Consider the following 13,907-nt stretch of genomic DNA (forward strand, 5'->3'; position numbering starts at 1 on the left):
AAGCGAACCATTTAACCATGAGCATCACGGAAAACGATTTCGGCAAAACCATCACCAGTGAGGATGTCCTGGATACCCTTGGCTTTTTTGATGATTGGGAAGAGAGATACAAATACATCATTGATCTTGGTAAACAGTTACCGGCTATGGCCGATGATAAAAAAAATGACGATTACCTGCTGCGCGGCTGTCAGAGCCAGGTGTGGATCGACAGCCAGAATAATAATGGCGTGTTAAGTTTTGAAGCCGACTCTGACGCTCATATTGTGCGTGGTTTATTAGGGATGGTTCTGGCGGCTTACAATCATAAAACCGCTCAGCAGATTCTCGAATTTGATATTGATGCCTACTTTGAAGGGGTTGATCTGGTCAAACACCTGAGTCCAACCCGGGGCAATGGTTTGCGTGCGATGGTACACAAAATACAAGAAACGGCTCAAAAAAGCTGATTTTCTGACGAACATCTCAGTCAAAATGTCGACAGTTACAAAATTATTAAAGCTAATGTAAAAGTCGTATTGTGATCACACTATTTTACATGTAATTTGAACGAATCCACTCTATTCCGGGCGAAGTAAGTCTTCGCCCATTTTTTTTGCCTGTCGTTCTTACTGATATTATTAACAAGCATTCAGAAATCATTAATCAATACCGTCCTGAGATGAATGCAGCAGCCAATCTTCTGGTGGTGCATAGCTGTCGTCCATAATTTCCGGATGTTCTTGCTTGAGTTGCTCAGCCATTGCTTTTATTCCTGCTATTTTTTGCTCAGCAAATGTTATTTGCTCATCACTGATACCTTGCTCTCTGCCCTGCTCAATCATTTTTTCGAGCTCCAGTACTTTCGCTTTACTGGATTCAACAAATGCACGAAACATGCGGTTTTGCTGACGTCGCTCAAACTGCTGATACAGCTCCGGATCTGCCAGCTCTTCGGATGAGGGTAACTCATCCCTAACACGGGTTTGGTTCAGTGTGGGGGTTCGATCATCCCCATTGATTCGACTCTCTCTTAATGCCGCAATTTTTTCTTCTGAGAAAGAAAAGCCCTCAGTGTGAGCAGATTCTTCACTCTCAGTATGTGTATGTGACTCCGAAATCAAAACAGGCTGCGTATTTTCGCTTGGTACAGCATCTTTAATCAGTATGTTATTTTTCTGAGCAAACACAGAAGCGTCTTCTATGGCGACACGTGACTGGTCCGATACAAAAAAATAAACAGCTGCCAACACAACGATGACAGCACCCCAAACGACTTTCAAATCTTTATCTCCCATTACCCTTTAACGACTGGTTTAAGCGAATGTGCGCATTTTTACGTAACTCAGCCTGTAGTATTGAAAAATTGCGTTTCAGTTTTTTTAAAGCGATATCACGACTGGCTTCATAGTTCACCGTTGGGTCTGTTACCGGTAAATAACCTTCCACACGCTCATCAATATAAAGAATTTCATAAACAATCGCACCAGCATTTTGTGGACTACGAAATGGCACCGACACCTTACCTGCAGGTTGTGTAAATGCCACAGAATGTAACCAGCTGCGTTGTTTATCATTGCGCTTTAGCCATCCCAGATTCCCGGCAGGCTGTTTGCTTTTGTCATCCGCCACAGAATATTTTAACACCGCCGCTTCAAACGATAACCCACGTTTAATTTCCTGATACACATCGTCGGCTTGTTGTTGGGACGTTAACTGCAAATGACGCGCTTTGACTTTTTCAATCACCCGGAATTCTTCTTTATGCTCGTTATAAAAAGCCAGGATTTCTTCCTCAGAAACCTGCTTCGCCTTTTCGCGTAACACCGGATTGTCATTATGAATATCCGTGTGCAGACCGAGGTTTTTCATCAGCGTGGTTTTATCACTTTCGTTCATCACAATCTGGAAAACAGCCTGATAATCCTGCTCTGCCATATTCGATTGCGCCCAGAAAAGGACAAATAAGGAACCAACATGCTGGCGAACCTGAGCTTTGAGAAAATTCAGATCGCCATTATGAACGGCCACCCGCCCCTGAACATTTAAGCGCTGATAAATATCCCACAGCGACAGTATTTTGATCGACTTCTCCGTTTCTTCTGAGGTCTGAGTTAATGAGGTCTGCGCTCCAGAACTCAATGTTACGGAAGCCAGTGTTGTGTTTTTGGCCAGCTGAATTTGTTCCGGGGTGGCTTCCACCCGCAGTTTTGATTCAAGAACAAAGTGCTTTTTCAGCCAGGTAATATTCACATCGTCATTGAACTGATAGATGCCATCCAAACTTTTTCCGGGAAGATTCTGAATCGCGTTATATAAAGGTTTTTCAAAGAATTTACGCAGTAGTGCGGTCGCCCGATCTTGCTGTTCGACCTGCTTCAGGAAACCCACCTTATTTTCCTGATTCAGTTGTGAGTCTGCCAACACGGCACGAGCATGCTGAGCTAACAAAGCCTCATCCACAATACGTTGCATAGCCTGAGGCGGAGTGATCGGACGACTCGGGTGATTATAAGCCTGCCAGAATATGTCGATCACCTGAGGGCTTAATATCAGATCATCAACCTGAGCAACCACATCAGGGTCAGAAATATCATAATGAACTGCCGCCATGACATTAACCACAAGCAAGCCATTAAACAGCAGCGTTAATAACGTCTTCACAAGATTTCCATGCCCCCTTATTCAGAAATAAAAAAGGCGGACCTTTGCCCGCCTTCCATGCCAGGGCCTGTTAACAGGCCCTCGATAAGCGGTTGTCAGAACTGCTCAGCCGCATGATTCAAAACATGCACTGTCATTGCAATGGCATGAGGAATCACAATCGCAGCAACTTCGGAGCGGTCAGCATCACTGGTGCTGCTCAGAATAATACCGCCACGGCCATAGGAGATAGCACCACCCTCGGTCAACAGAGGTCGAATGTCTTTTTGCTCTGCAGCGATAGGGGTAAATGAATTTAACGCGTCCGTAACGGCGGCTGTATCATTCATGTTTTTCTGGTCGTAATGATCCTGAACCCAGGATTCCCAACCGCCATGGTGATTACCCGAGGTTGACCAAGTGTGATGAGGTTGTAATAAATCGGTTGTATGCAACGCAAAACCCAGAGTCTGAGCCGTTGGTCGTTTCAGAAACTCGTTGTACCAATACTGGCCGAGATTATCGATGGGTTGAAATGCCGCATCTTCAAAATCATCGTAATGTGACTTTGATGAGTGCGTGTCGAGACGATAATTTTTTTCGGTAATGCCATAGGAGTTATATTCGGAGTCTTCGGCGCAACTCCACCAGAAGCACCAACCCGTCATGCCACCTTTACCATCATCCAGATGATCACCCACCAGCCAGGTACTTAATAAACGATCTTCAATACCTTTCACTGGAATATGGCTGTTGTTGTAACCCGGAATATCATTTCCATGCACATCGCCACTACGGGAATGATTCTGAAAATGCCACCATGCGGTGTAGGTCGCTATGAAGCTACCAATGCCAAAGACAGGTGCCTGAACACAATCGCCCGTGACAGAACCACACAGGTAAGTATCTTTAAAGTCATCAACATCATAGGCTCCCTGGCCGATGGCATCCGCAAACTCATCAATACTATAACCCGCAGCATTGGCGGCGGCTTGAAGCTTGGCAAAGTTAGTGGTGTCTGGGTTGGCCTGCATATAAGCAACGGCATCGGTGACAATGCGCTTGTGTGTTGGCTGCGTAAACGCATGCCCATTCACAGCGGCTAATGCTAATGCACCCGTCATAGCAACAGTCAGGGAAGTTTTCATGGTGAGTCACCTGTATTTTTATTATTGGCTTATTTTATAATGGGTTGGCACCAACGGCGCAAACCCACGATTCATTAGCCGTAAAGATTACTTCTTCCTACCATCTCCTTGCAATACATAAGTACCAATAACGAGCAAGCTGGCTCCACATTTCCTAAGTGAATATTACGACCGACGAATTATAAAACATTATAATATATCAAATTAAAGTCAGATATTGATCATCAATAACAGAGGGGCTGAGCTGCTTGGGGCGATAGCGGTAAAGGAGCAAAATATGCCCATTAAATCCATGATTTAACGGGCCAGTTGCTTAAATTTGAGAACTGGGTTGCGGAGCTTCGCGCACCAGGATCACTTCATACATGTTGTTGATAGAACGACTTCCAAACAGCACGCCAAATCTAAAGTCAACAAGGTAGCTTCTGTTTTGACTACCAAAACCTGTATAGGGCGTTCCAGACCAGACTGGCGACGGGAAACTGAACAAGCTGTTTGTTTTTGGCGTACACGCATGTTCCACAATGCTATTGAGTTCTTTAATACTTGGTAGGCGCCAGGCTAAGCCTGAATTGTTTGCCGCTTGTTCGGCTTGCTGTAAGGCACCTTGCCAGTCATAGCGACCGCTGGTACCGCTGCAAGAGGCGGTGCTTTTATCAAAGCTTCTGCCAACCACACAGCGTTTCCAGATCAGCCCGGAACGTAAATCTTGCACTTCGTTCGCGGAGTCCAGGACTCTGAAGTTATTTAGCGCTGCTGTGGGCGTGATGGCATCGGAGCAATTTGCATTAACGCTTACGCTGCCCAGTCCTGCCGTTAGGATTAACATGAATTTCGGGATAAGCGCTTTGGGCGAAAAAAGATGTTTCGTTTTCATTGTGTTTCTCCATGCTTTAGCACGTTCATACGCACTAAAGCATCATTAAATAATATGTATCGATTCAGTTGTGCTTCTACTCTATTGAGTTAGCGGACTGCTTGCGCTTTGCGAACTAAGCGAACAGCTCCGCTGTCGTTTCGGCTGTCCTGCGCGATGAAGCCGGTATAGTAACGGAACCCAAGCACTTCTCTATTTGAGTTGTTGATATATCTCGGCGTTGAGCTCCAAACAAAAGAATTGGTTGTGGTGCTGATTTGATTCGGGAAATAGCCACGATCAAGGCTGGTGCCGCGCTGGCCAAGGTTAGCCATATCTTGCAGCTCGTTGACGGTTGGCATACGCCAGTCGCTTGCACCGCAAAGAGTCGCGTTGTTCACGTTGGTGACGTACTGCTCAGTGGTACATACCCGATTGTTATCTCCGCAGTTATCCTCACCACTATTAATGCCTGTATCGACGGGGCCTGCCCAGATTTTATCGGTGCCAACGTTGCTGCTGTCAGTCGTACTATCGCCATCGGAGAAGCGTGAGTCGTAACTGGTGTAGAGGTGGTTTCGGTCGCGTAAACCTCCATCGGTGGTTTTCACTTCCCAGATCAGGCCTGTCACGTTATCGCGCACGCAACTCCAGCTGCTGGCATTCGCTGCTAAAGCGTTGCCGTTAGCGTCAAGCTTGGTGAAATCAAAACCACCAAGGCCATTACTACCATTGTTGCTGGTGTTATCGCGCCCGTGTGAACAGTCTTGGTACGCCACACTTTCTCCAATACACGTGGCGTTGTTACCACTTGGGAAGTTACCGCCAATGGTGATGCCTGTGTCGTTAAAACCCTGGCTGGGTGTGGCATTGGTTACCGGAGCAAAAAATTCGACTTGTATTGGCTGGCCACCATTCAGTGCGTCATCGGCAATACTAGCAGTAATGTTATAGCTACCAGCTTGATTGGATGTCAGCTTGATTGAGCAACCACTAGCCCCCTTGGTAAAGCAGCGTGTGTTTGAAAGTGTGACATCCGACGAGTTACCTTGAAAGCTCACTTCTTCGTAATCTACAAGCTGATTAAAGGCATCAGAAACCACCACATAAATCAAAATTCCGTCATCAGAACCGCTGGTGTTATTGACGATACGTGGGGTCATGCTCGTAAATAGGCCATCAGTTTTACCGATGCGACTAAAGTAAAAGCCGACTGGCCCACTACCCACGGCACCATTGCTGGTGCTGACACCTACGTTGTAGTTAAAGCCCAAGTTTAAAGAGCGAACATTTACTTCACAGATACCCGATGTATCGGTGGTGCAGGTAAGCGCCGAAAAATTAATCTCACCATTGGCAGGTGCATTGATATTGGAGTTATCAAACGTAACAACCTCGCTGGCAACGGGCGCGTTGCTGCTATCAACAATGTGAGCACGCAGCGTAATCGCATCGATGTTATTCGCGAAAGCACCATTGTTGATGACGGTAACCGATGATTCTGTATTAAAGGTGATATTGGCTGGGCTATTGCGCACCTCTTCGTTATCAATTTTCACATCAACATCATAGCTGCCAGCAGCTTGTGTGTTCACATTCACACTACATACACCAACGCGATTGGTTTGGCAGCTCGCTTGTGAAAACGAGATATTGCTATCGGATGCAGAGAAATCAACGGTTGTGTTTTCAACTGGCTGTCCATTTTCATCCAGTGCTCTGACCTGCAAAGGAACAAAGCTAGCCGTATTGACATTATTGCTTAACACGCGAAGCACCGAGTTACTTGCGCTTACCGGATCCGGCGTAGGCGTCGGCGTCGGCGTCGGCGTAGGCGTAGGCGTAGGCGTAGGCGTAGGCGTAGGCGTAGGCGTCGGTGTAGGTGTAGGTGTAGGTGTAGGTGTAGGCGTCGGTGTAGGTGTAGGTGTAGGCGTCGGTGTAGGCGTCGGTGTAGGTGTAGGTGTAGGTGTAGGTGTAGGCGTCGGTGTAGGTGTAGGTGTAGGCTCTGGGCTAGAGCTTGAACCACCGCCACCACCACAAGCCGTTAAACAGGCTAAAATGGCAACGCCTGAAAATAAAAAATTGAATTTGTTCATAAAGCACCAAAAGAAAAAGATTTTTTACGGAAACAAAGAATAAGAATATTTTCAGAAGTGTGATCACCCTCAAAGGTGATTCAGATCGCTGACAAACCCCGGCTTTTAGCCGGGGTTTGTCGTTTATAAGGACATGATTCTCTACAGACTTTTTCTTTTTGAGAGCTGTTGGTACGGTTTCTGATGACCACTGAGGGCTCAAGATCAGTAAAAAATAATGACTGGCGAGCCGTCAGGCTGCCAATAACGCCATTTTCTTCATATTCTGCGCTGCTGCCGTCAACAACGCCTGAGCCTGAACTTTATCTCGACCACGGAAGCGCGCATAGCGATAGCCATTTAATTCTTTTGCATCACCAAAACTGCGTTCAACGGTTTCTTTTCTGCGTTCGTAAATGGCTTTTCCATAGTCACTCAGCCGCTGTTCTCTTGCTCGTTCTTTACTGCCTTGCCAGATGTGACGAGTTACGGTTTTAACGTGTTTCGCATTTTGGTTGCAGCGTTTTAGTGATGGGCAGTTTTTGCATTGTGAGCCATCGGACTGGTAATGGTGATAGCCCTCTCGGCTCGTGGTTTTATAAATTAGAATCTGGCCTTCAGGGCAGGTGTAATGATCGTGTTCTGAGTCATACACAAACTCTCGTTTATAGAACATCCCAGGCTTATGATTTAACCGGCGATAGGCGATGGCAGCGAAAATCTGCTTATCTTCAAGTTGTTTACAGATCGGTGCGGAGTTGTAGCCAGCATCCAGACCAACCGCTTTAATGTTAAAGCCAAACCGTGCTTGCTGACATTTCAGCCGTTCTATATAAGGCACGCTGTCGTGTACGTTACCGGCAGTAACGTGGACGTCGGTAATGATATTGGTTTTACCATCAACCGTGCGATGATCCAGATAGAAAAATGGTCGCGCACCATGTAGCTACTTTCTGGATCTGTTGTGCTTTGCTTAATCGTCTTCTCGGCTGGCGCCTTCGATGGCGGCGCTAAGGGCTTTTTTCCATGACGTATCCGCTCCTCTTCAACCGCTTGATCCAGCTGGGTCATATGCGCCTGGCGCTCTTGTTTTACCGTGACCTTTAGATGCTTGTTTTTGTTGGCACTGGCTTTAATGTGTGTCGAATCGGTGTAGAGCACGTGGCCTGAGACCAGTTTTTTACGCATCGCATGCAATACGATTTGATCAAATATTTGCTGGTAAACATCCGAGTCATTAAAGCGACGTCGGCGGTTTTGACTCAAGGTGGAGGCATCCGGAATTCTGTCGGTCAGCCCCAATCCTAAAAACCAGCGATAGGCGACATTGACTTCCACTTCCCGAATTAACTGGCGCTCACTACGAACACCAAACAAATATCCGAGCAGCAAAAGCTTGAACATCAATGTGGGATCAAGAGCTGGACGGCCGTTATTCTGGCAATAGAGGTCTTTAACGAGGTCGTGAATAAAGGAAAAATCGATGTGCTTATCGATTTTACGCAGCAGGTGGTATTGAGGAACGAGTTCATCAATACAGACGAATTCGATTGAGGACTGGGTTTGTGGGCGATCTTTAAGCATGACCCACTATAGAAAATCCCCGCCGCTTAGGGCGAGGACTTTGTCAGCAGTCTGGCGGCTCAAAAAGTTGAGCCGCTTTTTTATTTTTTAAAAACCCAAAAAGTATTAGTTAACTTTAGGGTCTAACTCGCCCGACTGGTAACGATCGAACATCGCATCCAGAGACAGCGCTTTGATCTTAGACGCGTTACCAGCAGTACCAAAGGCTTCATAACGGTCGATACAAACCTGAGACATCGCCTTAACGGACTGAGCCAGATATTTACGTGGATCGAATTCACCTGGGTTCTCCGCCATAAAGCGACGGATCGCACCAGTAGAGGCCAAACGCAGGTCGGTATCAATGTTCACTTTACGAACACCATGTTTGATACCTTCAACGATCTGCTCAACCGGCACACCATAAGTTTCCGGGATATCACCACCAAACTCGTTAATAATGGCCAGCCATTCCTGCGGCACAGAAGACGAACCGTGCATCACCAGGTGAGTATTAGGAATACGCTTGTGGATTTCTTTAATCTGGTCGATAGCCAGAATGTCACCTGTTGGTGGGCGAGTGAACTTATAAGCGCCGTGAGAAGTACCACAGGCAATAGCCAGAGCATCCACACCTGTTTGCTTAACGAAATCAGCTGCTTCTTCTGGGTCAGTTAGCATCTGATCATGGGTCAGCGTACCTTCTGCGCCAACGCCATCTTCTTCACCGGCCTGGCCAGTTTCCAGAGAGCCTAACACACCCAGCTCACCCTCAACCGACACACCACAACCGTGGGCCATTTCAACGGTGCGTTTAGTAACATCGACGTTATATTCATAAGACATTGGCGTTTTGCCATCTTCACCCAAAGAACCGTCCATCATTACTGAGCTGAAGCCCAGCTGGATAGAACGTTGACATACGGTCGGTGAAGCACCATGGTCCTGATGCATACACACAGGAATATGCGGGAATTCTTCGATCGCCGCCAGAATCAGGTGACGCAGGAAAGGCGCACCGGCGTATTTACGGGCACCAGCAGAAGCCTGAACAATAACCGGAGAATCGGTTTTGTCGGCCGCTTCCATGATGGCGCGCATTTGTTCCAGGTTGTTAACGTTGAAAGCTGGTACGCCGTAGCCGAATTCGGCGGCGTGATCCAGCATCTGACGCATGCTGATCAGAGCCATGTATAAATACCTTATCTGGTGTATTTCAATTGCGCGCTATTCTAGCGGTTTCTGCGGATCAGGAATAGATGAAAGCGATTTCTGTGCAATAAAAAACCGGCTCTGCAGAACAGAGCCGGTTTTTTATTCAGACACAAACAGGAATTTCGGCTTACTTAGCGCGCTCTTCCAGAATGGCAACTGCTGGCAGCGTTTTTCCTTCAACAAACTCCAGGAAAGCACCACCGCCCGTGGAGATATAAGAAACCTTGTCAGCGATTTCATACTTATCAACGGCGGCTAAGGTGTCACCGCCACCGGCGATAGAGAAGCCATCAGAGTCCGCAATCGCCAGTGACAGGGCTTTAGTACCTTCGCCAAACTGATCAAATTCAAACACACCCACCGGGCCATTCCAGATAATGGTTTTTGCTTCTTTCAGCTGCTCAGCCAGTGCTTTGGCTGAGTCTGGGCCGATGTCGAAAATCATATCGTCTTCAGCCACGTCATCCGCAGATTTCAGAGTCGCTTCTGCCGTTTCGGAGAACTCTTTACCACACACTACGTCAGTTGGAACCGGAATGGATACTTTTTCCATCAGCGCTTTAGCATTTGGAATCAGGTCATTTTCACACAGAGACTTACCCACTGGTTTGCCTGCCGCTGCCAGGAAGGTGTTAGCAATGCCACCACCAACGATGATCTGATCACAGATGTCAGACAGGCTTTCCAGCACTTCCAGCTTGCTCGAAACCTTAGAACCACCCACAATTGCTACCAGCGGACGAGCCGGGTTATCCAGCGCTTTACCTAATGCGTCCAACTCAGCTGCCAGCAACGGGCCAGCACAAGCAACCGGAGCAAACTTAGCTACACCGTGAGTAGACGCTTGTGCACGGTGAGCGGTACCAAACGCATCCATAACAAATACGTCACACAGCTCAGCATAGGCTTTAGCCAGTTCGTCTTCGTCTTTCTTTTCGCCCGGGTTAAAACGAACGTTGTCCAGCAGTACTAATTCGCCTTCAGCCACTTCAACACCGGCTTTAAAGTCTTTAACCACATTAACATCACGACCCAGCAAACCACCTAAGTGATCAGCCACCGGTTGCATGGAGAATTTTTCTTCGTATTCACCTTCGGTTGGGCGGCCTAAGTGAGACATCACAATGACTTTGGCACCCGCTTCCAGCGCGTGTTGAATGGTTGGTAAAGACGCACGAATACGCACGTCAGAAGTTACCTTACCGTCTTTTACCGGCACATTTAAGTCTTCACGAATCAGGACGCGTTTTCCTTTCAGGTCCAGATCAGTCATTTTTAATACAGTCATTGTAATGTCCTAACTAAATTAACTAGAAGTGTTTCGCCATCAAACGTGCGGTATCGAGCATGCGATTGGCAAATCCCCACTCGTTATCAAACCACACCAGCAGCTTTAATAACTTGCCACCACTCACACGAGTTTGCGTGGCATCCACCACCCCAGATCTGGGGTCATGGTTAAAATCAATGGAAGCATGAGGTTCAGCACTAATACCAACAATGCCTTTCAGATTCAGGCTGCTGAGCTCACCTTCGGCGGCGGATTGTATCAGGTCATTCACCGCTTGTGAGGTGGTGTTTTGTTTTAACTGAATACTCAGATCCAATGCTGACACATTGGCGGTGGGCACCCTCACATGCAGACTTTCTATTTTGCCATCGAGATGTGGCATTAAACGGCCAATGCCTTTGGATAAACCCGTTTCTACCGGAATAATGCTTTGCCCGGCGGCACGGGTACGGCGTAAATCCGAGTGGTAAGCATCAATCACGGGTTGGTCGTTCATGGCTGAGTGAATGGTAGTGGTGACTCCTGCTTCCACACCATAAGCCTGATCCAACAGAGTCAGTACCGGTATCAAACAGTTGGTTGAGCAGGAACCATTGGAAATAATGCTCTGCTCTGAAGTCAGGGTGTCGTGATTAAGGCCATAAATAATGGTGTTATCCACAGAGGCGTCTGCGGGGTTGGAGATCAGCACTTTGGATGCGCCGCGATCCAGGTGCAATTGTGCGCCATCACGATGAGTGATCTGGCCAGTACATTCCAGCACCAGATCAATATTCAGTTCGTCCCAGTTCAGCTCTGTAGGATCTTCAATATGACGCACACAGATGCGATCACCGTTTACTAATAAATGACGCTCATCCGCCACACTGACCTCCCCAGGGAAGCGGCCATGCGTGCTGTCATAACGCAACATATAGCTTAGTGATTCGATATCGGCCAATTCATTAATAACCACGACCTGCAACTGATCACGGTAGCCGTTTTCATACAGAGCACGCAGCACACAACGGCCAATTCGACCAAAACCGTTAATAGCAACACGAGTCATTTTAGATGTAGAAGGTTGTGAAATGTCCGAATCAAAAGAAGTCACAGAAAATCCGCAAAAATAATGCTTAATGCACTATTTTCGCGGATTTTGTTTCGGATAGGAACCGCTTTGATAAGCAGATTCAGTAGCGGAAATTAGCCACAATGGTATTCAGATCCGACGACGCGGTATCCAGTTGCTGTTCGGCAACTTGAGCAGTGACTTCCGAAGCTTCTGAAGTTTGTTCAGCCAACACGTTAATACGAGTAACGTGTTTCTCAAGATCCGCTACAACACTGGATTGCTCTACCGTTGCTGTTGCCACCAAGGTGGCCATGTCCGTCATGGTGCTGATGGAATGACGGATAGCATCCAATGCTTCAGATGCTTGCGACGATTGTGACACGACCGTAGCACAACGCTCGCCGCCTTTTTGCATCGCATTGACCGCTGCAGCAGAAGTCGACTGCAGCTTTTCAATCATACTGCCAATTTCTTCTGTCGCCTGGTGAGATTTCTGCGCCAGATTACGCACTTCATCAGCAACAACTGCAAAACCACGCCCCTGTTCTCCGGCACGCGCTGCTTCAATGGCCGCATTAAGCGCTAATAAATTGGTTTGCTCAGATATGCCTGAGATAACACCTAAAACCGAGCTGATCTGACCCACGTCATCAGCTAATCGCTCAACCGCTGCTGCAACATCCTGCAGTTCAGTATTCAGCGCCTCCATTTCCTGCGTTGTATGTTGCATTAATTGCTGGCCGGAATCTGACTCCTGCACTGCGGTATGACTGGCAGTGGCAGTTTGCTCCGCGTTTGCAGCAATTTCCTTTACGGTGGCCCCCATCTCAGTAATGGCTGTGGCTACCAGTGCAATACTCTCAACCTGTTCTTGCGAGTTGTGATGAGAGTCTTTTGATGATTGTTGTACCTGAGAGGCAGCATTATGGACCTGCTCAGCAGTACCCGCTAACTGTGCAATTAAACTCCTCATATTTTCACTGAAGCGATTAAAAGCGCTGGAAAGTGTTCCTACTTCATCGTGACTGTAAATCGTTAGCCGGCGAGTCAAATCGGCGTCACCATCGGCAATGCCCTGTAACATATCAGCCGCATTTGCAATCGGGCGTGTAATAGTTGATGACTGCCACATAGCAATCAAAATAAAACCGCCTACCAGAATCAGATTAAGCACGATCGTCAGCATGGTCATGTCACGCAACGCAGAAAAAAGCTCACTGGTTGGTAATTCAGCCACCACATACCAACCCAGCGATTCAATATATTGAGCTGCCATCAACCGCTCCGTTGGTTGCTGTACAGTCAGTACCTGACTCCCGACAGGGTTCAGCAACTCTCCCAATAGACCAGAAAGCTCACTTCTTTCAGTCAGGCTTTTTTCACCAGACACATCCACCTGAGGGTGAATTTTAATAGCGCCTTCCGGATCAACCAGATAAACCAAGCCAGACTGCCCCACCTGATAGTTGCGAATAAAATTCGATAGCTCGCTGATTTTTAAACCAATCCCTGTAATTGCCTGTTGCCCGGGAATGCGGTAATTAATAAATAATGTCGGCACCTTAGTCGTGTCATCAATATCCAGATCCAGGCTGTATGCTTTGCCACTATTAACAAAATCATAAAACCAGGTGTCATTATTAGGGTCGAGCTTCCTGGCAAGCCCATCTCGAGTGTAATAACTACCCGTTTTTCCGGATATTAAAAAAGTCGTTAACGCAGACTCCTGCTCCAGCACATTACTGAGATATTGAATAACCTGAGTCCGCTGAAGCTCTGGCTCACCATCGCTCAACCATTGATTAACAGGTACATTCATTGCCATCGTACTGGCAACCGCAAGTCGGGTTTCAATTTCTCGGGCTACCTGAGCGGAAACTGCTGACAAAGTTGCAGGGATTTCAGCTTCTGAAATACGCTCGATAGTACTGTCACGCACCAATACGGTCGTCAGAATGGTGGATAAGGTGATAGAAATAAATAAAGCTCCGGCCATCGCCAACAGCAATTTTCGTTTCAGGGGTAAATGCGACCAGCTCATAACGTTCTCCTGGAATGTCATTTAAGACTAGCAGAGAGACTA

At 47.2% G+C, this 13,907-nt stretch carries 10 protein-coding genes and 1 pseudogene; 1 reads left to right on the forward strand and 10 read right to left on the reverse strand.

All coding sequences use genetic code 11. The features are described 5' to 3' along the window. Positions 1 to 17 precede the first annotated feature (17 nt). Positions 18 to 449, forward strand: coding sequence for a SufE family protein (locus KFF03_RS13820; protein ID WP_255857511.1), 432 nt, complete (start codon positions 18 to 20; stop codon positions 447 to 449). 192 nt (positions 450 to 641) lie between these two features. Here KFF03_RS13820 and KFF03_RS13825 read toward each other — a convergent pair whose 3' ends face one another. The 10 genes and pseudogenes from KFF03_RS13825 to KFF03_RS13870 form a co-directional block, all read right to left on the reverse strand. Further along, positions 642 to 1,262 carry a hypothetical protein gene (locus KFF03_RS13825; protein WP_255857512.1) on the reverse strand — a complete coding sequence of 207 codons (621 nt, stop codon included), beginning with the start codon at positions 1,260 to 1,262 and terminating at the stop codon, positions 642 to 644. A gap of 4 nt (positions 1,263 to 1,266) precedes the next feature. Continuing rightward, the gene (locus tag KFF03_RS13830; RefSeq protein ID WP_255857513.1) at positions 1,267 to 2,643 is read right to left on the reverse strand and encodes a peptidylprolyl isomerase; all 1,377 of its coding nucleotides are present in this window, start codon (positions 2,641 to 2,643) and stop codon (positions 1,267 to 1,269) included. A 95-nt stretch (positions 2,644 to 2,738) separates the two neighbouring features. Further along, a complete protein-coding gene (locus KFF03_RS13835; protein WP_255857514.1) occupies positions 2,739 to 3,770 on the reverse strand; it encodes a phospholipase in 1,032 nt (343 codons plus the stop codon). A gap of 313 nt (positions 3,771 to 4,083) precedes the next feature. Further along, positions 4,084 to 4,647 (reverse strand): DUF1566 domain-containing protein, encoded by a 564-nt coding sequence (locus tag KFF03_RS13840; RefSeq protein ID WP_255857515.1) that lies wholly within the window; start codon positions 4,645 to 4,647, stop codon positions 4,084 to 4,086. 89 nt (positions 4,648 to 4,736) lie between these two features. Continuing rightward, on the reverse strand, positions 4,737 to 6,395 hold the full coding sequence (locus KFF03_RS13845) for an Ig-like domain-containing protein (protein WP_255860924.1): 1,659 nt from the start codon (positions 6,393 to 6,395) through the stop codon (positions 4,737 to 4,739). Positions 6,396 to 6,954: 559 nt separating this feature from the next. Next, positions 6,955 to 8,285, reverse strand: a pseudogene (locus tag KFF03_RS13850) (IS1182 family transposase). A 105-nt stretch (positions 8,286 to 8,390) separates the two neighbouring features. Next, positions 8,391 to 9,455, reverse strand: a complete 1,065-nt coding sequence (fba, locus tag KFF03_RS13855) for a class II fructose-bisphosphate aldolase (protein ID WP_255857516.1) — start codon at positions 9,453 to 9,455, stop codon at positions 8,391 to 8,393. A 151-nt stretch (positions 9,456 to 9,606) separates the two neighbouring features. Beyond that, positions 9,607 to 10,767, reverse strand: coding sequence for a phosphoglycerate kinase (locus KFF03_RS13860; protein ID WP_255857517.1), 1,161 nt, complete (start codon positions 10,765 to 10,767; stop codon positions 9,607 to 9,609). Positions 10,768 to 10,789: 22 nt separating this feature from the next. Beyond that, on the reverse strand, positions 10,790 to 11,818 hold the full coding sequence (locus tag KFF03_RS13865) for a type I glyceraldehyde-3-phosphate dehydrogenase (RefSeq protein ID WP_255860925.1): 1,029 nt from the start codon (positions 11,816 to 11,818) through the stop codon (positions 10,790 to 10,792). A 124-nt stretch (positions 11,819 to 11,942) separates the two neighbouring features. Further along, entirely contained in the window at positions 11,943 to 13,865 is a 1,923-nt protein-coding gene (locus tag KFF03_RS13870) for a methyl-accepting chemotaxis protein (protein WP_255857518.1), read from the reverse strand. Between the last annotated feature and the right edge of the window lie 42 nt (positions 13,866 to 13,907).

This window comes from Bacterioplanoides sp. SCSIO 12839 (genome assembly GCF_024397975.1).
Lineage (GTDB): Bacteria > Pseudomonadota > Gammaproteobacteria > Pseudomonadales > Oceanobacteraceae > Bacterioplanoides.